Below are 24,947 nucleotides of genomic sequence, written 5' to 3' on the forward strand. Positions count from 1 at the left end.
GATACCCAATCCTTTTATCAACACAAAATTCATTGATTTTTCATAAAAAAAAAGCGTAATAACATAAAACACTTGAAAAACAGAGCGCTTGATACGGTATGGTGATACTTATGCATGACAGCAGTGACAAATTGTTTGAGATTTTACGCGATGCCGCCAGAAAAGTATCCATGGGGGCGTATGATGAAGCAGATCAGCTCATGGAACTGACCAACACGGACAAGTATCCGCCCACGGTGGCGGAACTGGCGGAAGCCTTCGGCATGATGATCGTCAGAGTGGAATCCAGAGAATACAACCTGGAGCAGCTGCTCCAGAAAATCCAGGACAAAAACAAAAAACTGGAAGAAATCCTGGCCCGGGTTCAGCTTCTGGAAAGCATTGAAATGCACCTGAAAAAATTTGTCCCCCAATCGGTTCAGGACCTGATTTCAAACAATCCGGAAAACCCGGATCTGAACAAACATGAAAAAGATCTTTCCGTCCTTTTCCTGGACATTGCCGGGTATACCAAAATGAGTGAAACCACCTCCCAGGAGAAGATGAATTATCTGATTGAAACCTATTTCAGTGAATTTTTAAATATTATTGTGGAAAACAAAGGCGACATCAACGAAACCGCCGGGGATGGACTGATGATTCTATTTCAAGATGAGGATCCAAAAACCCATGCGTTCAACGCGGTATCCGCGGCCTTGGGCATCAAAAAACGAACCCAATCCATCAACCATTCTCTAAAAGGGAAATTCGCTCCGGTGTCCGTCAACATGGGAATCAATTCCGGCACCGCATCCGTGGGCTCCACCCGGTTCAACGGCATTGCCGGTGACCGGTGGACCTATACCGCATCCGGCCCGGTGACCAATATTGCGGCCCGGATCTGCTCCCATGCCCGGAACGGACAGATCCTGGTCACCGATTCAACTTCCCGTCATATTCATGACCGGGTGGCATTGTCCGATCCCATCCCCATCCAGTTGAAAAATGTCAGCCAGCCGGTGCCGGTCCGGGAAGTCATGGTGGATTCATCCCATGGCACAGACTGAAAAAATCCTGACCCGGAAGGCGTTGCTCAAAAACCTGGACTCGTTTCAGGAATTTATCACCGACTGCGCCCGGCAGTATCTGCTACCTGAAGACCGGATTCTCAAACTCCAGCTGGCATCAGAAGAAGCATTGATGAACATATTCAGCTATGCGTATCCGGATGATGCGCCCGGGGATGTCACGGTGCGCTGTTTTCACCAGAAAGCCGGTGAACTGCTGATCTCTTTTGAAGACAGTGGAGAAGCCTTTGACGTCCTCTGTGTTGACGACCCGGACACGACCCTGTCCCTGGAAGACCGAGACGTGGGAGGCCTGGGCATCTTTTTCATGAAACAGATGACTGACGCGGTCTGGTATGCCCGGAAAGAGAACAAAAACATTCTCACCTTCCGCTTGTCCCTTTCGTGACCGTTAACCAGGGATAGGACTGAATCCGGAAATTTTCAGGCCGGCAGGTCGTCCATGCTGTCGTAGCAGGGTAAAATGGACGGAAAGCCTGAAATCTCAAGCACTTCCTTGATGTTGCCCTGAAGTCCGGCCAGGCTCAACTCGCCGTTCAAGCCTTTCAATTTTTTGGCCACCACCAGAAATATCCGCAACCCGGCACTGGACACATATTCCAGATGGGTCAGATCGAACACCATTTTGTGTTTGCCCTGCTCGATGATCTGCGTCACCGCCTGATCCAGTTCCGGGGCTGTTGTGGCATCCAGCCGCCCGGTCACGCACACCACACAGGTGTTGTTCTGCATTGTTTCTTGTATTTGCATTGTTCCTCCAGATCTGTTGAAAATTTCTCTAACACAGCATCAAATGCTTCCAACACCGGACAGCTGTTGCTGTAGACCAGAGAATAGGACAGGTTTTCCGGTTTTGTCAACCAAAGCCTTAAAAAGGCCTGGCGCAGAAAACATTAAACACCTGGGGCTTGCCAGTCACATAATAATTGACAGACCGGTTTTTTTCATCCACCACTGTTATATTCACAAGATGTTCCTCCACAGGCCGGTTGTCATCCGATGTTACCGCCATCGCCAGTTTCCAGGCATACCGCCACGCGGTGACATCGGAATCCAGCCAGTTTTCCTCCAGGGACGGTGAATACCCGGTTACCAGCTTTCCATGGGTCATTTGCTGAAATTTTACCCGGAATCCTTTGGGTTTAACCACCCAGTCCCGGGCGATCAGTTCCATTCCTTTGGCAAGTTTCATTTTATTCTCCCGGCATTGGTTCGATCATATCTTCGGCAGTTTCTTCCTGGATCCGCTTGTAATTGATATCCAGCTGATGGTGGGCGAATTCAATATTTTCCCGGTCAAAACGCAGTTTGGTTTTTTCAAGCAGGTCGCATTTTGTCACCCAGAATTTGAGGTTGTTTACCCAGCAACGTCCCCCCAGCCGGACGCCGTTGGCACCCAGTTCCAGCACATAAACCTGTGGGTTGGGTTTGGGCAGCACCCGGGCATCTTCAATCATCACTGCTTCAAGCACCTGTTTGGCTTTGATGAGATCCTGATCATACCGTATGGTGACATCAATTTTCACCCGCCGGGTTTTTGTATAATGATAATTGATGACAATATCATCTAAAATCTGGCGATTCGGGACAAAAAATGTTTTTCCGTCAAACGTGCGGAGTCGTGTATTCAATACTGTAGTGGCCTCCACTTTTCCCAAAAGAGTGCCAACTTTAACATAATTGCCCACTTTAAAGGGCAAGGTGGGAATCAAAGGACGGAAAACAAGGATAACGCCGATGGCAACCAAAACGATAATCATCATCAGGGTCACCAGCGGGCCGGGGTTGGCGCCCATCCCCATGGCGGACGCAGTGATCACCAATCCCAGAAGCACCACTCCCGTTGAATTGGCTGCAACGGAGACCGTAGGGGTGTTTTTGATGAATCTATTTAACAGGATACGTATTTTTTTTACGACCCATTTGGTAGAGATCAAGCCGATAATCAAAATTAACAGGGATGAAATCATATCCAACCCGTTACTTTGCATGAGTTGACCCAGGTGTTGGAATCTGGAAAGCTGATCCTCCATACGGAAATCTCCCATCTACAGTTTAAAATGACAGGCTCTGTTTATCAGGTTTTTGTATCCGGTGTCAAAACCTTACTCAAAAGCGGCAATCTACCGACCGGACATTTGAATTTGCCGCCCATATCTGCACCCTGGAAGGGGTATTGCCGAAAGACGATCATATTTACCGGGAATTCAACCAAGGGATGGATCATTATGGCTTCTGACCACGGACTGTATATTCAGATGTTCAGTATTCATGGCCTGGTGAGGCATCAGAACATGAAGCTGGGATATGATGCCGATGCCTATATCACGGCCCGAACCATCCAGTTCTTCGCCCCGGGGTTCCCCAGTTCCATTATGTGGGACTGCTGGCCGAAGAAAACGGCATCGACCCGGTGGCATCCCGGAAGGTGGAATTTACGATGTAAGCCGGAAATTGGGCCGCTCAAAGGTCTCCACCACCGCCTGGCCCAGCGCGGCCTGACGGATCCGGCCGGTTTTAGACCGGGCTCTTTCCACATTTTCTGAAGGGATCTGGCTCTTCTTGTACCACGCGTCCGGGTTTTCCAGAAATTCCAGCAGGATATCAGCCGCATCCCGGGCCGTATTGCATGAGTGAACCAGCCGGGGCATGAACTCAGGGCCGTATTTTTTTTCAGCGATCTTCAGGGTCTGTTTCAGGGCATGGTCCCAGAGATTGTCCGGATCCAAAAGAATAATGGGAGCCAGCGGATTTTCATGCAGTTTCATGGAGGTAATGGTGATGGCCAGTTCTTCCGCACTGCCGTACCCTCCGGTATTGACCACCGGCAGGTTGCTCAGCTTCTGGATATGGTCCTGTCTTGCCAGGCGCAGTCCTTCATTGTATTTGATCAATCCGTCACAGGTGGTTAAAGATGCCTGATTCTCTCCTTCCAGATCAATGGCAATGCCCACGCTCATGAGATTGTGCTGCCGGGCCAGGTCATTGGCCTCTTTCATGAGTCCGGGTCCTCCGCCGTGAACAATGCCCATTTCATATCCCAGTTTCGGGGCCAGCTGATTGATCAAATCGATGGTCAGCCGGTTGTCCGCTTCACTGGTGTGGGACCCGTAAAAAGCGAACCAGTAGCGGACCCGGTCAAACCGGTCCCGATCGTCCGGCTCCATGAAACAGCCGTGGTAAAAGGTATAAAGTTTGTCAATGTCCGGATCATACCGCAGGAATTCGCAAGCGGCCTGTTCAGAATGGGTCAGCCGGATCATTTTTTTGACATACTCATCCGCAAAGGACGGGTTGTCCCTTTGAATGAGAAACGTGCGTAATCCACTGGTTCTCAAGGCATCCACCACATCCATGTCCGGAAAATCCCGGCCGATGAACACCCGGGAATTCACCCCGCCCAGCACGGACAGTTTTTCCAGCGTATTTTTGAATTTTCCGTTTCCTTTTTCCGTTACCCGGGGCATATTTTTACGAAACGTGGAGGCCAGAATCGCGTTACGGATAATCTCCAGCTGTGCCTGGCCCAAAGGATCCAGGGCTTTGGGAATCGGGATGAAATTGGCTTTGTTCAAAATCATTCCCAGGGCCGTCTCATCCATGGCGGCAAACAGATTGGCGATCTCCGCATTGGTGAGCAGATCACTAAGACGATATCCTTCCTTGACCTTGACTTTTTCCAGGGGCACGGTCAATGGGTTTTTGGCCCGGAAAAACCGGATCCGGATCCGGATATCGGTCAGGGCAACGGCTTCCGTGCCGAAATTGTACAGTTCCACCTGGCGGTCCCTGAAGGTTCTGAACGGATCCAGGACCCGGGCCGGCAGATGCTCGATTTTTGCTGTTTCCGGATCCGTGACCGCATCGATGATGCCGTAGATATCACCCAAAGAAATTTTAATGGCCCCCACAAACAGGTCATTGGGAGAAAGCATTGTATTGTCAATATCCAGGGCCATGCGGGACCGGATCGTATTCAGGGCACTGCGCCCTTTTTTGATCACTGCGTTGATGCCGGCCGAGGTGATGGCATGGGGTTCAAAGCAGTATTGATACGGCTCCAGCTCCATGGCGATATAATCACAGGCTTGACCGGTGTGCGGATCGATTTCCTGACGAATCTCAAACCCTTCATAAAACCCTTTGCCGGTCTTTTTTCCCACAAACAGCCGCTTGTGCAGATAATGGCGCACATCCTTAATTCTCAGCTCCGGATCCATGACAGCCAGACGTCCGATCTCATCCCCTTTCTTAAACAGATCCAGGGCATTGCCCAGCAACGGGTTCAGATTTTGAAGCCGGCCCTGCACATAGATATCTGATTCTTCCACTACCGGTTCAGCCCCTTCGGCCAGGTCGGTTTTGATACCGATCTGGGCGTTGCCGCTCCGGCCGGTGAACAAATAGGGTTTGCCTTCCTTGATGGCGGACCGGATATAATCGGATACCAGGGGGAAATGAAACCGGGCCGACAGGATCCCGGTGCTTTCCTCTGAGTCATGCATATCGGAAATATATCCGTCCGGGCTGATAATCTGAAATATCTGCATTTTCTCTCCTTTTACGTTCAAACCATATCCCGTGCATCATAACCGACCCAGACCCGCTGTCAAGTCAAGACACAACTCTTCCCACGCAAAGGCTCTTTTTTTCAGATCCCCAAAATTCGGATAATGCTTTTAAAAAGCAGCATCCGATGATACGATACCCGGCTTGTGAATGAATTGAAATGCAAAGGAATTGAAAATGGATACCCAGATAAAAGTCAGAGGATATCACACCGATTTATACCAGCACGTCAACAATGCCAGATATCTGGAATTTCTGGAGGAAGCCCGGTGGCAGCTGTTGGAAGACCACATGGATCTGGAGTCTTTCATGCGGGGGGGATATTTATTTTTTGTCGTCAACATCAATATTTCCTACCGCAGCCCGGCCCGGGTGGGAGACACCGTTACAGTTCGGTCCGGGCTCAAAAAAATCGGCAACAAAAGTGCCGTCATCAGACAGCAGATAATAAACAAGGCCACCGGCACCATGTGTGTGGATGCGGATGTCACCTTTGTCATCGCCGACACCGGGGGCCGACCGTTGAAACTGGAAGCAGATCTCAAGGATAAAGTGATGCAGATCCCTTTGTTTGAAGAATGATCTGGTTTTAAAGTAACAAACAGAAACTTGAAAAAAACAAAAGTCTTACAGATGAACCCCGATTCGGACAACCCGCTGCTCAACGAATTTGTGCCGCATACAGCCGGCCCTCGATATATATCGCCAAAGAGTGTATGGCCCGATCCGATGATCGAAACACTGTCATGCCCTGGGAGAGCAGTTTATTCACCAGCGGTTCATACAGGTACCCGCCATCCACGACGCCAATCACCGGTTTGCTCAGCTCAGATGCCAGTTTCGGCATTTGCAGTGCAATACTTTCCTTGTCATCCATATTATATTTTTTGGCCTTGCATTCGGCAAGGGTCCTCATGGCCGGAGACAACGGATCCAGCCCAACGACGACGGCATCGACATTGGGATCTTCAGCCAGATATCTGACGACCGTGACATGGGTTTCATCATCTGCCGCGGGATTGATATCCAGCGGATTCTTGACTTCCACCAGACTGTCCAGGCGTTTGACAGCCAGAAATTTGCTGAGTTTACGGGTTGTATCATCCGTAAACCCGGCCATCTGGAGGGAATACTCATCAGACCGGATGTTATCCGCCATGCCCACGGCTTCAAATCCGGCCCCGCTGACCGCCGCCAGGCGGGTTCCATGGATCTGTTTATCATGCAGCCGCTGTGACAGCATGATCAGATTCTCAAACTGGGGAAACGTGCGGGCAATCATCCCCCCTGCCTGCCGCACGCAGGATTCACATACCATATAATCGCCTGCCAGAGAAGCGGTATGACCGGATGTCGCGGTTTTGCCTTCAGGGGTGCGCCCGGCTTTATAGAAAATCACCTCTTTGCCGTTTTGCACCGCCTCCCGGACGGCCCGGCTGAATTCCAGACCGTCCAGATCTTTGAAGCCTTCGGCGTAGACAGCGATGACCGTGATATCCGGATCATCCTTGAGGTATTTGACAATATCCCCCAAAGTTAAATCATTCTGGTTTCCCACGGATATCATATAGGCCGGATCGATCTCCGGACATTTGCTCAGTCGGGTAATCATAAACGCACCGCTCTGGCTGACAAAGGCGGTGTTCCGTTTGTGATCGCCACGCCTTTTAGGCAGTTTGACCTCAGGAATAAACAGGGTATCATATTTTCCGGGATGGGAAACCACCCCCAGGCAATTGGCACCCAGAAACACCGGCCCCCCGCCTTCTTTCAAATGGGCTTCACTGATTTTGTGCACCAGCTGCCGGGCGCGGTCTTCACTTTCAGCCGTTTCTCCCATCCCCCCCGGAATCAACATAACCGCGTTGGCTGCATCATGAAAAATAATCTCATCCACCAGATCCGGAACCTGCTGTGCATTCACCGCCACAACAAACAAATCCAGTTTCATATCAAGGGATGCCAGATCCGGCACACATAAAATTCCTTCAAACATATCCAGGCCAGGTTTGACGATACAGATATCTTCAGGGTTATATCCATTGGCCAAGATATTGTTTAAAATAAGTCTGCCGAAATTCACTCTTTGCGTGGAAACGCCGATGATGCCGATCTTGACCGGATGAAGCAGATGACCCACTTTATGAAATGGTCGTTGAACCGGCAGTGAAACCGATCTGGAAAAACGGCACATACCATCCAGGGGCACCATCAGGTAGTCCGTAAAAGCAAAGGGGTTGATTTCCAGTTCATCGATGACATAGGGAGTCTGAGAATTGTTCGGTGAATAATAATTTGCCATGGCGATAAAAGAGCTGAAACATTCGATCAACTGTTCATCCGTAACAATCCGCCGCTGTCCCCGTGTCAGGCCGGCCAGTTTTTTGTAACTGATGGTTTTTTTGAAAAATCCGAAAAAAGTGTCTCCGTCGGTCATGGCCGTGGATGCCGTTACAATGGCCTGACCTGTTCTGAATCGTTCGGCATACAGTTCCGTATCCGTTCCACCGAGCCCTGCACTGATCACCATGCCGAATTCCCGGGTGTAGCGGATCCCGACGATCAATTCATTGCCGAAGGATTCAGAATCCGGCGGCATGAACTGAACGATCAGCACACCGCAGATGTCCTGAACAACGGCATCTTTCAAAGCGTCTCCCGTTAAACCGCTGTATGCCCCAGGAGAATGAATTTTTTGGCGTTCAATCAAGTCACACAGGGCATCCGGTACCTCATACATCATTCGCCGTATGGCCGATCGAATTTTTTCCGGTTTTTTCTCGACAATCCTGACCCCGTCGGCCTCGGTTTTATGGATAATCCCCGGAGAAACGATTTTCAAAACCACTTTGTCACCGGGCATGGCATCAATCACTTCATTGGACGGCTGACTGCCTTTTACAATGAAATTGAATGACGGAGGTGTTTCCGCCCCTGAATCTGCCAGCATTCGATATGTTTCATATTCAAACAGCACGTTGCGGCCCTGCTGTTCAGCCTCTGTGAAAAGCTCCGTGATCGCGTCAAAATCAATCCGAAGCTCTGGTTGTAATCCCATAACCTGCCCTTTCAAAAAATGATACCACGTGTGTTAACACCTTGCCGGAAAGCTTTCGACTCTTTTTAGCGAAAAATCCACGATCCGTCTAATTAAAATTTTCTGCCGGGGATAGTGCTCTGTCAAAATTACAGCTCGTTTTCCCGGCTGGCAATATGGAATATCTTAAACTGAAAAAATATTTTCAGACAAAAAAATCCCCCCGGTGTTTGTCAGCCGGGGGGATTTTTTAAAAAATGATAGATTGCCTATCTACCTGGCATTGGGGATAAACAATATTTTATCCAGCAGCTTGAATGCGCCGATCATGTTTTGGGCTTTTTCACCGGTGATCCAGTCGGAAAACTGCACAGCTGCTTCATAATTGACGTTTTCGCACCGATTTGGGTTCACGGCCATGACACTGTACTGATTTTTCAGAAAATCATCGCCTTCCACCAGAATCTTTAATTGCGGATTCCCTTGGGCGGTGTGCTCGTATTTGATATAGGTGCCCCGATCCGTCATGGTATAGCCATTTTTTTCCCCGGCCATATTGATGGTGGCCAGCATTCCCTGACCGGCCTGTACATACCAGGATTCAGCTTCAGGCACGGGCAGTTCGGCGGATTTCCACAAAAAAAGTTCTTTTTTGTGGGTCCCGGAATTGTCCCCCCGGCTGACAAACACCGCCTGGGTCTCCAGTATTTTGTTCAATGCGTCACTGACGGATCTGCCTTTGATTTGGGCAGGGTCGGACGCCGGACCGATGATCACAAAATCATTGAACATGATTTCTTTCCGGTCCAGTCCAAAGCCGTTTTCCACAAATTGCTTTTCCGCGGCCGGCGCATGGACCATCAACACATCGACATCGCAGTTTTCTCCCAGTTTCAGGGCGTTGCCCGTTCCCGTGGCCACCCATTTCATTTCGATTCCCGTATCCCGGGTGAATTCAGGTACCAGATATTCCAGCAATCCGGTATTGTCCGTACTGGTGGTAGTCGCCATCATTAATGCGCGGTCCGATTCACCCCATGCCGGAGCAGTCAACAGACAAACCATCATCATAACCACAACCGATTTTAACAGATCTTTCATATAAAACCCTCCTAAGCTGAATGTAATTTTTTAGGAAAAATACACATTCAGGCCGGGATGGTCAACAAGAAAACATCCATATCACCCCAGGACAACTCATACTTACTTAAAATAACCAACCCCATCCATTCTGCCGGGGATATCCAAAGGAAACATATAAAAAAAGGCCGTGACAGCCCCCATTGCAGGGGCCTGTCACAGCCTTAATCTGTGTTTAATTTGTCCGGTCACATCCCGGATTCACACGGGATGTGACCGGGATGGATCTAAAGTGCTTTGACCGCTTCGGTCAGTTCAGGCATGAACTCCAGAATATCTTCCACAATTCCCACATCCGCCACCTGGAAAATCGGGGCTTTGGGATTTTTGTTCACTGCCACGATAAAGGGGTTGCCTTTGACACCCCCCAGATGCTGGAATGATCCGGAGATCCCCATGGCCATATACACCTTGGGTTTGACGGTCTGTCCGGAAGTTCCCACCTGGCGGGATTTTTCCAGCCATTTGGCATCCACGATGGGACGGGAACAGGACACCACAGCCCCCATGGCATCGGCCAGTTCCTGGGCAATCTCGATATTTTCTTCCTCTTCGATCCCCCGGCCCACAGATACCAGGACATCGGCTTTGGTAATATCCACATCACCGACTTCAGCCACCACCACTTCCAGAAATTTTCTTTTGGCACTCAGATCTTTCACATCACCGGATTTGTCCACCACGCTGCCGCCGGCAGCCGTGTCTTCGGTGGGGGCAAAAGATCCCGGCCGGACAGTGATCACCGCACCGGAAGAAACATCGGATGTGACATGGGTGTACACAGCCCCACCCAGTTCCTGGCGGATCATTTTCAGATCTTTGCCGTCCAGGCCTTCAAAATCCACAATATCGGCCGCATACGCGGAATCCATTTTTACGGCCAGTCCCGGTGCCAGGTCCATGCCAAATGTGTCATGGGGTACCAGAATGACGGCATCATGGGGCAGGACATCCAACAGCGCTTTTCTGACCTGCTCCGCATTGGGATAGGCCAGATCGGCATGATCAATCTTGATAACCTCTTTGTAGATTTTGGTCATGGCATCAGCCACTTTGTCCAGATCCGCACCCGTGCCTGCCACAACGGCGGTCACCTCAACAGACGGGTCTATTTTTTTTGCCGCATCCGGATACTCCAGTGCCACATCTTCTGCAGCCCCGTTCTTGAATGGAATATATGCAAACATCTGTGTCATGATCAAAGTCCTCCTTTGGCTTTCAGCTTTTCAATCAGTTTTTCAATGATCTCTTCCGTGGATCCTTCCAGCATTTCCGCACCATCTCCAAGATCCGGCACAAAATAATCCACCCGCCGGGTTTTGGCGCCGTCTTTTCCCACGGCCGCAGGATCGATACCTAGATCTCCGGCACCTTTCACCGGTACATCCACACTGGCCACTTTGCGGATCCCCCGGATCCCCACATACCTGGGTTCATTGATACCGGTCTGGATGGACAGTACACAGGGAAGCTGAATTTCATTCATTTCCTGGTTGCCGCCTTCGATCTCCCGGCCCACATGAATAGAGGAATCATCCTTGACTTCGATCTTGTTCACCAGCGACGCATACGGATAATCCAGCATGGCTGCCAGCATACCGCCCACCTGGCCGGCCCCTTCATCGGCCTGAGCCCCGGTGAGAATCAGATCATACTTGCCTTTCTCGACTTCCGCCTTGAGGATGGCGGCAATGCCTTTGCCGTCGGATCCTTCAAACGCGTCATCACTGAGCAGAACCCCATTGTTGGCACCCATGGCCATTTCCCGGCGCAGCACCTCTTCAGATTCGTCATCCCCCACAGTAACCACCGTGACAGACCCGCCCGCATTGTCCACAATCTGAATGGCTTCTTCCACCGCGTAGTTATCCCATTCGTTCACCGAATAAACCAGGTCGTCCCGGTCCAGATCGTTTCCCGCTGAATTGAGTTCAAATTCGTTCTCCGCTGTATCCGGAACCCGCTTGACACACACTAAAATCTCCATTTATTACCTCCTTTACTTGTGCGGGCAGAACGTGTTTTTAACCGTTCCACCATCTGCGTTATTTTTTTAAACCGTTATGCTAAATGCCGGGCAATCAGTTCCGTAAAATCCAGGGCTTCTATTTCGCCTTCCTTGCCGGCGACCTTGATGGCATCCTGGATATTCACCAGACAGAAGGGGCAGGCCGTCACAATGACGTTGGCACCGGCTTCCGCTGCCATGTTCACCCGCAAAACCCCCATACGGGTTTCCTCTTCCGGCTCATAAAACAGCATGAGCCCGCCGCCGCCGCAACAAAAAGACCGATCCCGGCTTTTTTCCATTTCCACCCGGGTCAGGCCGTCAATGGCATCCAGGGCCTGGCGGGGATCCTCATAAATGCCGTTGTGCCGTCCTAAATAACAGGGATCGTGATACACATAGGTTTTTTCCGGATGCAGGCAGGGTTTGAGGGACAATACCCCGGTGGTGATCTTTTCCGCCACCACCTGACTGATATGCCGCACCGGCGGCAGGCCGGTGTAATCATTTTTCAGCGCATTGTACGCGTGGGGGTCGGCGGTGACAATCTGTTTGACACCCGTAGCCAGGATCGCTTCGGTGTTCTGCGCTTTCAAATCCTGATACAGCATCTCTTCTCCGAACCGGAGCACCTCGTTGCCGCTGTCTTTTTCATCCTTGCCCAGTATCCCGAAATCCACCCCGGCCCGGTCCAGAATCATGGCGGTACGCCGGGCGATTTCCTGGATATTGTCATCATAGGATGTGATGCTGTCCACAAAATACAGGGTATCGGCTGATTCCTTGGTCAGATCCTTGATGGAATATTCCGCCTTGAACTCTTTTTCCAGGGCCCAGTCCGCCCGTTTTTTCTCCATCTTGCCGTAAGGATTGCCGCGTTTTTCCAGGGCTTTCAAGGGTTTCTGCAAAGACTGGGGCACCAGGCCCTCATCCACCATGCCGCGCCTGAGATCCACGATCTTGTTGATGTACTCGATGGCCAGGGGACATTCTTCCTCGCACGCCCCGCAGGTGGTGCAGGACCAGATTTCATCTTCCGTATAGATGTCTTCCACCAGCATCTTGCTTTTGTAGATTTCACCGGACAACGGATAGTTTTTAAACATCAGGTCCCGGGCCTTGATGGTGATAAAACGCGGAGACAAGGGTCGTCCCACGGCATTGGCCGGGCACTGGTCAGAACACCGGCCGCAGTCGGCACACGAATAAAAATCCAGCATGTGTTTCCAGGTGAAATCCTCCAGTTTTTTGACACCGAAAGACTCCAGATCATCCAGTTGTTCGTCGGACACCCCGTACCTGACCGGTTTGATCTTTCCCTTGTCAAGCCGCATGAAAAACACATTGAAGATCGAAGTGATCACATGAAAATGTTTGCCCAGAGGCAGAAAACACAGAAAAAAGAAAAAAGTCAGGTCATGCAGGAAATAGGAGAAAATATGAAGCCCCTGAAGAAAATTCAGGGACGCCCCGGTCAGCATATGCGTAAAGATCCACACCAAAGACAACGGCGCCGTAAAATGCCATTCCCCGGTCTGCTGATAGGCAAAGGCCAGCTCAGACGCTTCGAACAGGCTTTCAGAGATCATCAGGGTACCGATGATGCCCAAAACAAACACCGCCTCTGCGGTATGGTCTTTGCCGTATTGTTCCGGTACCGCATATCTGGCCGGTTTAAAAACTCCCCGGCGGATACCCGCCACAATACAGGCGATCAGCACAAAGGTGGCGGCATAATCTTTCAGGAAATTATACACATCTCCCAGCCAGCCCCCGAACCCCGGCAGGACAAATCCATCGGAAAGACCGATAATCACCAGGGACACGGACCGGATGGACAGGATCAGAAAACCGGCAAAAATAACAATATGCAGCACCCCTGCCAGCATGTACCGGGGTTGTTTGATCTGTCCCAGCCAGATGGTGATCAGCCGGATGATGCGCTGGCCAATGCGGTCCATCCGAAAATCCGGAGCGGCCCGGACCAGGGGGGCCAGGCGCCGGGCCATGATGTAAGCGAACAGGCCTATTCCCACCACAGGCAGAATGAAAGACAGAATGGCTGCCGGGAAAATCCCGAAAAATTGATAACTTGCCGGACCGATAATTGAAGTCATATACTGTTTCCTCCAAAAAATTTTTACTGATTATGAATTTAAACTCACTGAGCTTTAATAAAGATGACGATTCCAGTCAAGCAAAATCCCGGATTCAAATCCATTTAAAAAATAGCTGCCGTTTATACACTGTATGGCATTTATTCTTCTTTCACGCCATTCAGATACAAATCCACCAGAGGGTCTGCCATGGCCACCAGGTCATAACGGCTCCCGGCGGACACCCAGGTGGAAATCACCCCTTCCACAGCGCCCAGGATAAACCTTTTTACCAGGCCCACAAACAGATCCTGGCGGATGGAACCCTCGATTTGTCCCTGTTCGATGATGTCGGACAACAGGTCCAGATACATCTTTGAAATGTCTTTGATCTGGGATTGAATATCCCGCAGATACCGGGCCTCGGATTGAAAAATCACCGCCATGTGCCGGTCATTCTGGAATTCCTGCAAATGACAGCGAATCAGGTTTCTGAGTTTTTCCTCCGCCGTTTTTCCGGCGGCCACGGCATCATTCATTTTGTCAAACACAATGCTGGTTTTATAACTGATATACTGGTATAAAATATCATCTTTGTTTTTAAAATACAGATACAGTGTCCCATCCGCCACGCCGGCCCGGGATGCAATCTGGGAGATGGTGGCCTTGTAAAACCCGTATTTTGCAAACACCGCCCCGGCACTATTGAGAATATTAAAATATTTCTCTGATTTGTTTTTCTGCAAACCCACCTCGCATCTGCTTCTAAAATGAATATTAATTCATTATCTAACAACAGTTGATTGCAAATGTCAAGAAGGGATTCACAGAAGAATATTAAAAAGCTTTTGATTTTTTATCTTTTTTTACAAATAGTTATAATTAAACATGGATTCCAGCTCAATGATAAAACAAAACATGACCTGTGTTTCTTTAAATGAATATTAATTCATTCATTAATATTCCTTGCTTTTGGCACATTTTCATGCCAAAAAAAAGAAGGCTGTTTATTTTCAACCGCCACAAACCAATGGGAGAAAAACCATGTCACATCATCATACCCCCGATTTTCAAACCGCTTTGGATGTGGGCCGCCCCCCCAATATCAAAAAGCTGTTTCCCCATTCCAAGGCATTGATCGTCAGCGGCAAATACATTGACCAGGCCATGCTCGAAAAAGGCAGATGCATGACCATTGCGGCCAACGGCAGAAATGCATTCGTTATTCGAGGGGCCCTGGCTGCGGCCCAGCAGGCCAATGCCGCCATCATCATCGAAATCGCCCGGTCCGAAGGCGGCACCAATGCATACTGTGCCGTCAATCTGTGGAATATCGCCCGGCAGACCGATGCATTCATGAACGAGCTGGGCATCACCATACCGGTGGCCATCCATGGGGATCATTTCGGCATCAAGACCCCGGCGGACATCGAGCCGGGCAAAACCGAAATCACTTCCCTGTTTGATGCAGGCATCACTTCCATTGCCATTGATGCCTCCCATATGCCCGATGACCAGAACCTGCTGGCCAATCTGGAACTGGCATCGTTTGTCCCGAACTGGGCCGGTCTGGAAACCGAGGTGGGAGAAATCAAAGGCAAACTGGGGTTGTCCACGGCCCGGGAAGCCCTGTTTCTGATCCAGGGACTGAACGCCCACGGCATTTTTCCGGACTGGATCGCTTTGAATAACGGGACCACCCACGGCATCGAGCAAAGCGATGCCGGCATTGACGTCGCCTTGACCGCACAAATTCATGAAGCCCTGGCCCCCTATAAGGTATCCGGGGCCCAGCACGGCACCTCTGGCAACAGCTCGGACCGGCTCCGGCAAATCGCTGAACAGACCCGCACCACCAAAGCCAATGTGGCCACGGCCCTGCAGATGATCTCCTGGGGGGTTCAGGTCAATGATTACGGCAATGCCATTCTGGATGGCAACGGCGATTTTATCAAAGAGCCGGACAAGGGCGTGGATGAAGCCATCTGGCAGCAGATGCTGACCTATGCCAAAGAACATGGGCTCACCGGCGGCAATTTCAAAAAACTCAATGCGCCGTTTGAAAACCGTTTTCTGGCCCAGCCCAAAGAGATCCGTGACCGCATGGCCAATGGCGTCCAGGCATTTGTGTATACACTGCTCACGGATGTATTCAATGCGTCTGACACGGCGGACATTGTTTTGTCCCATATTCTGGAAACCCGGTCCCATGATCCCGGGGTTAAATCGGAAACCATTGAATCCATCGAGGAATGGACCGAAGAAAAAATCAGGAAAAATGCGGCAACCATCAGTTCAAACAAAGGTCCTGAAGGGGATTTTGACGATTAAGGCGTTTAGGAGATATGTGATTGCAAATACCTGCCTATCAGATTCAAAATGTATTGCGGCTTTATTTCAGGCAGCTGGGTGAAGGAAAAATCCTGGAAAAATCAGGCCGTTTTGTAATGTCATCCAATACACCCCGGGCGATTTCCTCGGAAGGGACCCGACAAACCATTATCGATAAAGTCGCAGCAGGCATTGTGGAAAAAATCATCTCAGAAGCGGCAGCGTCAGAGCCGCCGAATCCATTAACCGGCAGACAGATCCCTCTGTCTGCCGGGAGACCCGGTCATAACCGGGACAAAATAAACTTCACCTACCTGCTCATAGACCAGAACAACACACAAACCCTGCGGACCGCCAAAGACATTCACCCGTATCCGGGTCACGCTTTCTCAACCGACTGATTGTTTTCATGGACTTTTTTGGCCCGGGTCCAGAAAACATTTTTTTCCGATGCAGACAGGGCACCAAGGGATATTTTTTTTTCAGCCAGATCTGCTTCCATCAAACGAAACCGGCTTTCAAACTTGGCTGTGGACCGGGCCAGGGCTGTTTCAGGATGGAACCCGGCAAACCGGGCCACATTCACCAGAGAAAATAAAATATCACCGAACTCCAGCATGATTGCGTCTTCGTCTTTTTGTTCCAGCGCAGATTCAAATTCAGCTATCTCACTTTTCACCGTGCCCAGGACCTGGTGAATATTTTCCCAGTCAAACCCTTTTTTAACTGCGGATTTAGACACCTTCATGGCCCGGACAAGCCCGGGCATGCCTTTGGGAACATCATCCATGGCAGATAAACGAAGGTCTCCATTTTTTTCACGGGTCTTGATTTGTTCCCACTGATCCAGTAATTCAGTCCGGGTCTTTACCACGGCATCGCCATACACATGGGGATGCCGGCGGATCATCTTTTCTTTAACCGTGTCCATCACCCGGGGTATGGGAATCTGGCCGGCGTCATGAAATATCTCCATGATAAATACAATCTGGAACAGCACATCCCCCATTTCTTCACAGGTGTTCTCAAGATCCTGATCAGCCAGGGCCTGCTGAAGTTCATACACTTCTTCCGCCAGGCATTTCCACATGGTGACCGGCGTCTGCCGTCGATCCCATTCACACCCGTTTTTTCCCCGCAATGTCCGGATAACTTCCAGAATCGGGGCCAATGATTCCAATGGGATCACCCTCCTTGTGTCTGTACATTTTTCACGTTGGTTTTATTCAGCCGGTCCAGAAAATCAATCCGCAGGTTTCTGGAAATAAACAGGGTCATGGTCCGGGAGATCGTTGCCAGATACGGGGCGGTTTCAGATCGGGTCATCATGGTGGAAGACCCGGCCGGTAAAAACGTCGTCAGCATAACAAACAGCACGGAAACGATTAAAACGCCTTTGGCTGTGCCGAAAACCAGGCCGAAGGTCCGGTCCACCCACCCTAAAAACGCCACATGCATCAATTTGCGGATCAGTGCGGCCGTCAGTCCCACCGCAATCACGATACCGCAGAACAGTACACCAAAACTGATCAGATGCCGGATTGCAGGGGTTTGAACCAGAAAAGCCAGATGGGGTGACAAAATCCAGTAATAGGTGAATGCCCCGTAAAATCCGGCGATCACCGCCACGATTCCGGACACTTCCCGGATCAATCCCCGGAATACCCCCCGGATCATGCAGAACAAAACTATTACCAGAACCACCAGATCAAACCCGTTCATGGATTCCCTTTCAATCGCTTCTTATGAGGATTCAACAAATAGCAACTCCGCTGGTTTGCCGTCAAGATTTTTATTGACCTTTTTTCAAATTAAATGCACTCTAGCGCCCATGACAATCCTTGAGTTTGACAACATATCCATCGCCCGGCAATTGTTTGGATTCCACAATACCCACCTGGAAAAAATTGCCAAACGGTTCAAGATCACCATCCATTCAAGAGGCGGCTCCGTCACCCTTTCCGGACCGGATCCGGAAGTGAGTCAGGTCTGGTCTCTGCTGAACCAGCTGTATCTGCTGTTCAAGGAAAAAATCCCAGTGGAGCCCGGGGATCTGGATGCCGCCATCGCCCTGATCAAAAAAGATCCGGATGCCCGGCTGGAAACCCTGTTTATGCACACGGTTTTCACCACGGCAAGGAACAAACCGATTCGCCCTAGAAGTTTGAACCAGCTCAAATATGTCAAAGCCATTGAAACCAAAGATATCCTGTTTGCCATCGGCCCGGCCGGGACCGGAAAAACCTATCTGGCCATGGCCATGGCTGTGGCAGCCTTTGCCAGAGGGGATGTCCGAAAAATCATCCTCACCCGTCCGGCTGTAGAGGCCGGTGAAGCACTGGGGTTTCTGCCCGGTGATCTGGCCGAAAAAATCAATCCCTATCTGCGGCCTTTATATGACGCTTTGTATGACATGCTTGAATTTGAAAAAGCCCGGACGTATATTGAACAGGAAATCATTGAAATCGCCCCCATTGCATTCATGCGGGGCAGAACCCTGAACAATGCATTTATCATTTTAGACGAGGCCCAGAACACGACCTCTCAGCAGATGAAAATGTTTTTAACCCGAATCGGATACGGTTCCAAGGCCATAGTGACCGGAGACATCACCCAGATCGATTTGCCCGGCGGCAAAAAATCCGGTCTGGTGGAAGTCAGGAAGATTCTCTCCCACATCAAAGGAATCGAATTCATTCATTTTTCCAGGGATGATGTGGTCCGGCACCAGCTGGTTTCCGATATTATCGATGCCTATGAAAAAAACAAAAATTAATACCTGGCTGGATTCGGTCAGACAATTTATTTTGTCCACCCCCTACCTGTTGTGGGCCATGTTGCTGGGCATTACGCTGTTGTTCACTTTTTCCCAGACACCGGAACAGCAGCAGATCACCGATGCTTATGAGATAGGAGATGTGGCCCAGCGGGATATCAAAGCGCCCCGGGACATTTTGGTGGAAGACCGGGAAGTATCTGAGGAACGACGCGGCCAGGCCCGGAATGCGGTTCGAATCGTGTACGATTTAGACGCGGATCTGCTGCCCCGGATTCAGGCCAATGTCAAAGATGCCATGACTATCGGCCGATCCTTGTTTGAACCGGAATCGGCCCGAAACGATGAGGGTGAAACATCAGCCAAAGACACCCCGGACCCCACTTTTGTCATGGTCCTGGAAACCAAGCCCTTGTTCGAGGAAAAACTGGGCATCATGATCAGTGAAGGCGCGTATTCCATCCTGCACAAACACCGGTTCGATCCGGATATCACCCAAAAAATTCAGACCATTATGGGAAAGGTGCTTTCCAACGGGGTGGTGGCGAACAAAGAACTGCTGCTGGAACAAGAACACAAGGGCATTGTCCTGAGAAACATCAAATCCAACGAAGAACAGGTGGTCAACAACCTCAAGGTGTTCTACGGACCGGACCAGGCCAAGGCCATGGTCAGAATCGAGGGCGAACCGCTGCTCAAAAAAGTTAATTACACCCTGACCAATCTGATTGTGGATATCTGCCAGCGACTGCTCCAACCCAACATTTTCATGAACAAAAACGAGACCCAGGCCCGGATCCTGGCGGCCCAGGCTACCATCAATCCGGTCATGTACCAGATCAAAGCCGGAGAAATGATTGTCCGGGAGGGCGAACGGATCGACAAGACCCGGCTTATCAAGCTCAATGCCCTGCTGGAACAGACCGTTGTCAAAACGGTTTATGTGTCCGCCACCGGGGTTGCGCTGATCACGTTCACCCTGCTGCTGGTGTCATACCTTCTATTTTTCAGACATCATGCCGCCCTGGAAAACGACCATAACAAACACATGATTTTCCTGGCCCTGGGCCTTGTCCTGTATCTGGGCGCGGTCAAACTGTCCTCCTATCTGGTTCAGTCCGCAGATCCGAATCAGGCATGGGACCTGATGTCCGCTTCTTTTTTCATGGCCATCCCCCTGCCGGCCGCCGCCATGATCTGCTGCCTGTTTCTGGGATTCAGTATTGCCATTTATTTTTCCCTGGTGCTGTCCGTTCTGGCGAGTATGTCTTTTGGCGGCAGCTTCGAAGCATTCATCTTTTTTCTGTTAAGCTGCAGTATGGCCGCGTTCTGGGCCCAGGCCCGGCAGACCCGTAAAAACTTCATCATGACCGGCGTCAAACTGGCAATTTTCAATTCATTTCTGGCAATCGCCCTGGGGTTTTATTCCCTGACCCAGCCCGATCCGGTGATCCTGGCAAGAGAAGTAATCATCGCGTTCTGCGGTGGAATTTTTTCCGCTGTGCTGACCATCGGGTTCTGTCCATTGATTGAGATCATTTTTGACTACACCACGGAAGCCAAGCTCCTGGAACTGGCCAATCTGGATCAGCCTTTGATCAAAAAACTGATGATCGAGGCCCCGGGCACTTACAACCACAGTGTGATCGTGGCCACCCTGGCGGAAGCGGCTGCGTCCGCCATTCATGCCAACAGCCTCAAGGCCAAGGTCATGGCCTATTACCATGACATCGGAAAGCTGGACAAGATCATGTATTTCATTGAAAACCAGGCAGACGGCAAAAACCGGCACGACAAACTCTCGCCCTCCATGTCTGCGCTCATTCTCATCCAGCATGTCAAAAAAGGGGTAGAGCTGGCCAAAACCCATAAACTGGGCAATGAAATTATCGAAGGCATCACCCAGCATCACGGCACCTCGCTGATCAAATTTTTTTACAACAAGGCGTTAAAAAGCGGAAAAGACAAAATCAACGAGGAAAATTTCCGGTATCCCGGCCCCAAACCCCAGACCCGGGAGACCGGTATTGTCATGCTGGCGGATGTGGTGGAAGCGGCAGTGCGGGCCCTGGACCGGCCGACAGCCGCCAGAATCCGGGGACGGGTCAAGGAACTGATCAACGATATTTTTGCCGACGGCCAGCTGGAAGAATGTGAGCTCACCCTCAAGGACCTGCACCAGATCGCCAAAAGCTTCAACAATATCCTGACCAGTATTTATCACAGCCGTATTGAATATACAGACAAACCCCAGGAAAAGAAAAAAGAAAAAAATGACAGCACTTCAGATACTGATCGAGAACCGGCAAAAACCAATGGTGTCCACCCCGGGGCTTCGCAAAAAGACCGAACAGATCTTAAACGCCTTGGGCTGTAACCATCATGAAATCTCCATCGTGATTATGGATGACCTACAGATCAAAGAACTCAACCACAGTTTCCGGGGCATTGACCGTCCCACCAATGTGCTGTCCTTTCCCATGCAGGAAGGGGAATTTTCAGACATCACCCCCGGACTGCTGGGGGATGTGGTCATCTCAGCCCAGACCGCGGCCAGAGAAGCACAGGAAACCGGCATCACCCTGGACGAAAGAATGTCCCAGCTGCTGATCCACGGCATCCTGCATCTGGTGGGATTTGATCATGAAACTAGTGAGGCGGACGCGGACGTCATGGAAACAAAAAGTTATGAACTGTTAAGACTGGTTGAATCCAACCCGGATCTGGCGGCATTTTAACCAAAGATCCGGCGGCATTGTGAAAACCAGGAAAGGAACGATAAAATGGCAGAACTGGCTGTAAATGTTGATCATGTGGCCACCCTGCGCCAGGCCCGGGGCATTGACTATCCGGATCCGGTCGCTGCGGCGGTTGCTGCGGAAACCGCAGGTGCGGACGCCATTGTGGTCCATTTGAGAGAAGACCGCCGACATATCCAGGAACGGGACGTCCGCCTGCTCCGGCAGATCGTCCAGTCCAGACTTATCCTGGAAATGGCCGCCACCAGTGAAATGCTGGGAATCGCCCTGGACATCATGCCCGACACCGTCACTCTGGTGCCGGAAAAAAGAGAAGAGCTGACCACGGAAGGAGGGCTGGACCTGATCAGCCATCAGGATCATATCCAGGATGCGGTATCCACCCTGAAAAATGCCGGGATCCAGGTGTGTATCTTCATTGATCCGGACCTGGATCAGATCAAAATCGCCCACAAAATCGACGCGGACATGATCGAAATTCACACCGGGGCATTTTGTGATGCAGACACCCGGGCTGAAGCCCGGCGGGAATTCGACCGCATCGTGGACGCGGCCAAGATCGGGACCAAGCTCAAGCTCGGAGTCAATGCCGGTCACGGCATCTGTTACAACACCATCAAAGCCTTTGCCGGGCTTCATGAAATCCGGGAGTTTTCCATTGGGCACAGCATTGTATCCCGGGCCGTGCTCACCGGTATGGACCGGGCCGTGCGGGATATGAAAAAGCTGATCCAGGATCTGGGACAGGCCCCTATGTAATATTGCAGGTCCCTCAATCCAGCAGTCCGGACAGGACTGCGGCCCGGGTCACGCCATGGTCGTTGTTGGACACCGGCATCCGGACCCCGGTATCAAACTCCGCCGGGGCATTGGCCACCCAGAATTTCTGCCCGGCCCAGTCCATCAGATCCAGATCATTGTAATCATTGCCCACCGCCACCACCCGGGACTGCGGGATATCCAACTGCCGGGCCAGCCAGGCGGCGGCATGGCTTTTGGAAACCCGGGGATGAAACACTTCGATCCATGCGGACTGATGATCCAGAGGAGATGTGGCATGCACCACACTGTAACCGGACAATGAGGCCTGTATTTCCGCCACCTGTGCCAGAGACACTTTCGGGGGCATCACCGCCAGGACCTGGGTGGCGGTTTCAAATACCGGGGTGTCCGCGGTCAAAGGGCTGGCAAAGGATTGATACAGAACAATCCGCTGAAAAAAATCCGGATTGTCCCGGCCATGGGACCGGAACGTGAAATAGTGGGTGTCCGGGATGGCGTTGTGGACCATATAATCCAGCTGCATCTGTTCAAAACGGGCGGTGATGTGCATCACATCCGACCGGGAAATGGGCAGGTCCCGGATAATTTCATTTTTTTTAAACTTCAGCACGCCCGCGCCTGTGGAAAAGATCAGAAAATCCAGAGGCCATGAATCCGTATCCATGCCGATGTGCGCCAGGGCCCGTTGAAAAGAATACAGGCTCCGGCCCGTGGCCGCAACCACCACTACGCCTTTGGCCCTCAACCGGGCCAGGGTATCCAGGTCCCGGTGCGAGACGGTCTTGTCATCAGTCAACAAGGTCCCGTCAAGGTCGGTGACAAACAGGTGCCGGTCCGTCACAATCCTATTTTTTCTTTTTGTTCAAAGCTTCCATAAGAACACGTTCCATGGTGCCCAAAGGCTTGTCTTTTTTATTGCCGGCAAACTGTTTCCAGTCTTCGATATCTTTCTGGTCCGGCGGTGCCAGGGAGATGCGCCGGTTTTCCTCATCCACCTGCTGCACCAGGACCTGAACCGCATCCCCGGGTTTGAGCGCATCATACGATTTGGCATCTGCGGCATTACGAAGGACCGATACCGGCATCAGGCCGGTGACCCCGGGTTCCAGCCCGATGAACAGACCGAAGGTTTCCCTTTTTTCCAGCCGGCCGTCCATGATATCACCGGGTTTATACCGGACACTGATCCCGGTCCAGGGATCTCCCAGGGCATCCTTGATACTCAAAGACACCCGTTTGGCGTCCATGTCAATGGACTTGATCACCACCTGGACGTCCTGCCCTTTTTCCACCACCTCTTCGGGCCGGGTCACACGCCGGGTGTGACTCATCTCACTGATATGCACCAGACCGTCCACCCCCGGGGCAATCTCCACAAACGCCCCGAAATTGGTGATTCGCATCACTTTGCCGCTCACCTGGTCTCCGGGTTTGAACGCGGCATCCACGCTTTCCCAGGGGTCGGTGGCGGTCTGTTTCAGGGACAGAGAAATTTTGGGCAGATCCTGGCCGTCCTGGGGTGTGATGCTCAACAGCTTCACCAGCACGGTATCTCCCGGTTTCACCACTTCATCCGGTTTTTCCACCCGGGACCAGCTCAGTTCGGAAATATGGGCCATGCCTTCCACGCCCGGGGCCAGCTCGATAAACGCGCCAAAAGGCATGAGCCGGATCACCTTGCCCTGAAGCGTATCCCCTTCGGACACATCTGCAAAGAACGCCTGCCGGGCCGCCTTGATCTCTTCGTTGAGCAGACTTCTTCGGGAGATGACAATGTTACGTCCGTTCTCCTCATACCGGGTGACCAGAAACCGCAGGGTCTGGCCCACGAAATCTTCCGGGGTTTCCACATAATTGACATCCATCTGGCTCACCGGACAAAAGGCGCGTTTCCCCAGAATATCCACGGAGAATCCCCCTTTGATCACCTCGGTCACCTTGCCTTCCACCGGGGTCCGGTTCTGCACCGCGTCTTCCAGAAGGGCTACTTTGCCGGCCCCGGAAATGGCCTTGGAAAGGATGATCTCACTCTCACTCAAAGACACCACATACAGGGTCAACACATCTCCGGCCTGAAAAGGAAACTCACCTTTTTCATCCAGCAGTTCCTGCTTTTCCACCACCCCGTCGCTTTTGGTGCCGGTATCGATATACACATGGGTCCGGCCCACGGATATGATTTTACCTTCCACCATATCCCCGGGGGCCAGCTCTTGGCCCAGATTGTCATTATAGGATTCGAAAAGTTCCTCAAAGCTCATTTCCCCGTCATCCTGATCCGGGGTGTCATCAAATTTTTCCGTCATGCATCTTCTCCAAACAGGCGGTTTATAAACATCTGCCTGACTAACTATACTTTACACGCACGGGTGTAAAGCAAA

23 protein-coding genes are annotated in these 24,947 nt (G+C 51.1%); 9 read left to right on the forward strand and 14 right to left on the reverse strand.

Annotation, left to right across the window (positions count from 1 at the left end; all coding sequences use genetic code 11):
- The first annotated feature begins 110 nt into the window (after positions 1 to 110).
- Entirely contained in the window at positions 111 to 1,046 is a 936-nt protein-coding gene (locus DPO_RS00770; RefSeq protein WP_024333796.1) for an adenylate/guanylate cyclase domain-containing protein, read from the forward strand.
- Complete coding sequence (locus tag DPO_RS00775) at positions 1,033 to 1,455, forward strand: ATP-binding protein (RefSeq protein WP_006963654.1); 423 nt, start codon at positions 1,033 to 1,035, stop codon at positions 1,453 to 1,455. Before DPO_RS00770 ends, DPO_RS00775 begins: the two co-directional genes overlap by 14 nt.
- Before the next feature lie 35 nt (positions 1,456 to 1,490).
- Here DPO_RS00775 and DPO_RS00780 read toward each other — a convergent pair whose 3' ends face one another.
- The 4 genes from DPO_RS00780 to DPO_RS00800 all read right to left on the reverse strand — a co-directional run bounded on the left by DPO_RS00780 (position 1,491) and on the right by DPO_RS00800 (position 5,617).
- Positions 1,491 to 1,817 carry an STAS domain-containing protein gene (locus tag DPO_RS00780; protein ID WP_006963655.1) on the reverse strand — a complete coding sequence of 109 codons (327 nt, stop codon included), beginning with the start codon at positions 1,815 to 1,817 and terminating at the stop codon, positions 1,491 to 1,493.
- 118 nt (positions 1,818 to 1,935) lie between these two features.
- Complete coding sequence (locus tag DPO_RS00785; RefSeq protein ID WP_006963656.1) at positions 1,936 to 2,259, reverse strand: hypothetical protein; 324 nt, start codon at positions 2,257 to 2,259, stop codon at positions 1,936 to 1,938.
- Position 2,260: 1 nt separating this feature from the next.
- The gene (locus tag DPO_RS00790) at positions 2,261 to 3,100 is read right to left on the reverse strand and encodes a mechanosensitive ion channel family protein (protein WP_006963657.1); all 840 of its coding nucleotides are present in this window, start codon (positions 3,098 to 3,100) and stop codon (positions 2,261 to 2,263) included.
- Positions 3,101 to 3,502: 402 nt separating this feature from the next.
- The gene (locus DPO_RS00800; protein ID WP_006963659.1) at positions 3,503 to 5,617 is read right to left on the reverse strand and encodes an LOG family protein; all 2,115 of its coding nucleotides are present in this window, start codon (positions 5,615 to 5,617) and stop codon (positions 3,503 to 3,505) included.
- Between the two features lie 196 nt (positions 5,618 to 5,813).
- On the opposite strand from DPO_RS00800, the gene DPO_RS00805 reads away from it, so the two are divergent.
- Positions 5,814 to 6,218 carry an acyl-CoA thioesterase gene (locus tag DPO_RS00805; protein WP_006963661.1) on the forward strand — a complete coding sequence of 135 codons (405 nt, stop codon included), beginning with the start codon at positions 5,814 to 5,816 and terminating at the stop codon, positions 6,216 to 6,218.
- A 79-nt stretch (positions 6,219 to 6,297) separates the two neighbouring features.
- Here the strand turns inward: DPO_RS00805 and DPO_RS00810 are convergent, their stop codons facing one another.
- The 6 genes from DPO_RS00810 to DPO_RS00835 all read right to left on the reverse strand — a co-directional run bounded on the left by DPO_RS00810 (position 6,298) and on the right by DPO_RS00835 (position 14,663).
- Positions 6,298 to 8,694: an acetate--CoA ligase family protein gene (locus DPO_RS00810; protein ID WP_006963662.1), complete on the reverse strand. Its 2,397-nt coding sequence runs from the start codon at positions 8,692 to 8,694 to the stop codon at positions 6,298 to 6,300.
- A gap of 252 nt (positions 8,695 to 8,946) precedes the next feature.
- Positions 8,947 to 9,774, reverse strand: a complete 828-nt coding sequence (locus DPO_RS00815) for a substrate-binding domain-containing protein (protein ID WP_006963663.1) — start codon at positions 9,772 to 9,774, stop codon at positions 8,947 to 8,949.
- A gap of 266 nt (positions 9,775 to 10,040) precedes the next feature.
- Entirely contained in the window at positions 10,041 to 11,009 is a 969-nt protein-coding gene (locus DPO_RS00820) for an electron transfer flavoprotein subunit alpha/FixB family protein (protein ID WP_006963665.1), read from the reverse strand.
- Positions 11,010 to 11,011: 2 nt separating this feature from the next.
- Complete coding sequence (locus DPO_RS00825) at positions 11,012 to 11,800, reverse strand: electron transfer flavoprotein subunit beta/FixA family protein (protein WP_006963667.1); 789 nt, start codon at positions 11,798 to 11,800, stop codon at positions 11,012 to 11,014.
- A 74-nt stretch (positions 11,801 to 11,874) separates the two neighbouring features.
- Positions 11,875 to 13,938, reverse strand: a complete 2,064-nt coding sequence (locus tag DPO_RS00830; RefSeq protein ID WP_006963669.1) for a (Fe-S)-binding protein — start codon at positions 13,936 to 13,938, stop codon at positions 11,875 to 11,877.
- Positions 13,939 to 14,078: 140 nt separating this feature from the next.
- Positions 14,079 to 14,663: a TetR/AcrR family transcriptional regulator gene (locus DPO_RS00835; protein WP_006963671.1), complete on the reverse strand. Its 585-nt coding sequence runs from the start codon at positions 14,661 to 14,663 to the stop codon at positions 14,079 to 14,081.
- A gap of 298 nt (positions 14,664 to 14,961) precedes the next feature.
- Here DPO_RS00835 and DPO_RS00840 point away from each other — a divergent pair, with 298 nt between their 5' ends.
- Together DPO_RS00840 and DPO_RS23590 are read left to right on the forward strand one after the other, a co-directional pair.
- The gene (locus DPO_RS00840; protein WP_006963673.1) at positions 14,962 to 16,248 is read left to right on the forward strand and encodes a class II fructose-bisphosphate aldolase; all 1,287 of its coding nucleotides are present in this window, start codon (positions 14,962 to 14,964) and stop codon (positions 16,246 to 16,248) included.
- A 20-nt stretch (positions 16,249 to 16,268) separates the two neighbouring features.
- The gene (locus DPO_RS23590) at positions 16,269 to 16,649 is read left to right on the forward strand and encodes a DVU0524 family FlgM-associated protein (protein WP_006963675.1); all 381 of its coding nucleotides are present in this window, start codon (positions 16,269 to 16,271) and stop codon (positions 16,647 to 16,649) included.
- Here the strand turns inward: DPO_RS23590 and mazG are convergent.
- Positions 16,628 to 17,428: a nucleoside triphosphate pyrophosphohydrolase gene (gene mazG, locus DPO_RS00850; RefSeq protein ID WP_006963677.1), complete on the reverse strand. Its 801-nt coding sequence runs from the start codon at positions 17,426 to 17,428 to the stop codon at positions 16,628 to 16,630. The two genes, DPO_RS23590 and mazG, sit on opposite strands and share 22 nt — an antisense overlap.
- 5 nt (positions 17,429 to 17,433) lie before the next feature.
- Entirely contained in the window at positions 17,434 to 17,970 is a 537-nt protein-coding gene (locus DPO_RS00855) for a CvpA family protein (protein ID WP_006963682.1), read from the reverse strand.
- Between the two features lie 109 nt (positions 17,971 to 18,079).
- Here DPO_RS00855 and DPO_RS00860 point away from each other — a divergent pair, with 109 nt between their 5' ends.
- Genes DPO_RS00860 through DPO_RS00875 form a run of 4 tightly spaced genes read left to right on the forward strand, consistent with a single transcriptional unit; the run spans position 18,080 to position 22,542 of the window.
- On the forward strand, positions 18,080 to 19,024 hold the full coding sequence (locus DPO_RS00860) for a PhoH family protein (protein ID WP_006963683.1): 945 nt from the start codon (positions 18,080 to 18,082) through the stop codon (positions 19,022 to 19,024).
- The gene (locus tag DPO_RS00865) at positions 19,005 to 21,401 is read left to right on the forward strand and encodes an HD family phosphohydrolase (RefSeq protein ID WP_040011382.1); all 2,397 of its coding nucleotides are present in this window, start codon (positions 19,005 to 19,007) and stop codon (positions 21,399 to 21,401) included. Before DPO_RS00860 ends, DPO_RS00865 begins: the two co-directional genes overlap by 20 nt.
- Complete coding sequence (gene ybeY / locus DPO_RS00870) at positions 21,340 to 21,762, forward strand: rRNA maturation RNase YbeY (RefSeq protein WP_006963685.1); 423 nt, start codon at positions 21,340 to 21,342, stop codon at positions 21,760 to 21,762. Before DPO_RS00865 ends, ybeY begins: the two co-directional genes overlap by 62 nt.
- A 45-nt stretch (positions 21,763 to 21,807) precedes the next feature.
- Positions 21,808 to 22,542, forward strand: a complete 735-nt coding sequence (locus DPO_RS00875) for a pyridoxine 5'-phosphate synthase (RefSeq protein WP_006963686.1) — start codon at positions 21,808 to 21,810, stop codon at positions 22,540 to 22,542.
- Positions 22,543 to 22,555: 13 nt separating this feature from the next.
- Here the strand turns inward: DPO_RS00875 and DPO_RS00880 are convergent, their stop codons facing one another.
- Together DPO_RS00880 and DPO_RS00885 are read right to left on the reverse strand one after the other, a co-directional pair.
- The gene (locus DPO_RS00880; protein ID WP_006963687.1) at positions 22,556 to 23,407 is read right to left on the reverse strand and encodes an HAD family hydrolase; all 852 of its coding nucleotides are present in this window, start codon (positions 23,405 to 23,407) and stop codon (positions 22,556 to 22,558) included.
- Positions 23,408 to 23,411: 4 nt separating this feature from the next.
- The gene (locus DPO_RS00885; RefSeq protein ID WP_006963688.1) at positions 23,412 to 24,872 is read right to left on the reverse strand and encodes a 30S ribosomal protein S1; all 1,461 of its coding nucleotides are present in this window, start codon (positions 24,870 to 24,872) and stop codon (positions 23,412 to 23,414) included.
- Positions 24,873 to 24,947 lie beyond the last annotated feature (75 nt).

Source organism: Desulfotignum phosphitoxidans DSM 13687, assembly GCF_000350545.1.
Lineage (GTDB): Bacteria > Desulfobacterota > Desulfobacteria > Desulfobacterales > Desulfobacteraceae > Desulfotignum > Desulfotignum phosphitoxidans.

Coding starts and splice junctions, on each gene's coding strand:
- DPO_RS00800 (WP_006963659.1), bottom strand. CDS start 5,617: ATGCAGATATTTCAGATTATCAGCCCGGACGGATATATTTCCGATATG.
- DPO_RS00790 (WP_006963657.1), bottom strand. CDS start 3,100: ATGGAGGATCAGCTTTCCAGATTCCAACACCTGGGTCAACTCATGCAA.
- DPO_RS00775 (WP_006963654.1), top strand. CDS start 1,033: ATGGCACAGACTGAAAAAATCCTGACCCGGAAGGCGTTGCTCAAAAAC.
- DPO_RS00825 (WP_006963667.1), bottom strand. CDS start 11,800: ATGGAGATTTTAGTGTGTGTCAAGCGGGTTCCGGATACAGCGGAGAAC.
- DPO_RS00875 (WP_006963686.1), top strand. CDS start 21,808: ATGGCAGAACTGGCTGTAAATGTTGATCATGTGGCCACCCTGCGCCAG.
- DPO_RS00815 (WP_006963663.1), bottom strand. CDS start 9,774: ATGAAAGATCTGTTAAAATCGGTTGTGGTTATGATGATGGTTTGTCTG.
- DPO_RS00820 (WP_006963665.1), bottom strand. CDS start 11,009: ATGACACAGATGTTTGCATATATTCCATTCAAGAACGGGGCTGCAGAA.
- DPO_RS00885 (WP_006963688.1), bottom strand. CDS start 24,872: ATGACGGAAAAATTTGATGACACCCCGGATCAGGATGACGGGGAAATG.
- DPO_RS00865 (WP_040011382.1), top strand. CDS start 19,005: ATGAAAAAAACAAAAATTAATACCTGGCTGGATTCGGTCAGACAATTT.
- DPO_RS00855 (WP_006963682.1), bottom strand. CDS start 17,970: ATGAACGGGTTTGATCTGGTGGTTCTGGTAATAGTTTTGTTCTGCATG.
- DPO_RS00830 (WP_006963669.1), bottom strand. CDS start 13,938: ATGACTTCAATTATCGGTCCGGCAAGTTATCAATTTTTCGGGATTTTC.
- ybeY (WP_006963685.1), top strand. CDS start 21,340: ATGGTGTCCACCCCGGGGCTTCGCAAAAAGACCGAACAGATCTTAAAC.
- DPO_RS00810 (WP_006963662.1), bottom strand. CDS start 8,694: ATGGGATTACAACCAGAGCTTCGGATTGATTTTGACGCGATCACGGAG.
- DPO_RS00780 (WP_006963655.1), bottom strand. CDS start 1,817: ATGCAAATACAAGAAACAATGCAGAACAACACCTGTGTGGTGTGCGTG.
- DPO_RS00805 (WP_006963661.1), top strand. CDS start 5,814: ATGGATACCCAGATAAAAGTCAGAGGATATCACACCGATTTATACCAG.
- DPO_RS00785 (WP_006963656.1), bottom strand. CDS start 2,259: ATGAAACTTGCCAAAGGAATGGAACTGATCGCCCGGGACTGGGTGGTT.
- DPO_RS00840 (WP_006963673.1), top strand. CDS start 14,962: ATGTCACATCATCATACCCCCGATTTTCAAACCGCTTTGGATGTGGGC.
- DPO_RS00860 (WP_006963683.1), top strand. CDS start 18,080: ATGACAATCCTTGAGTTTGACAACATATCCATCGCCCGGCAATTGTTT.
- DPO_RS00770 (WP_024333796.1), top strand. CDS start 111: ATGCATGACAGCAGTGACAAATTGTTTGAGATTTTACGCGATGCCGCC.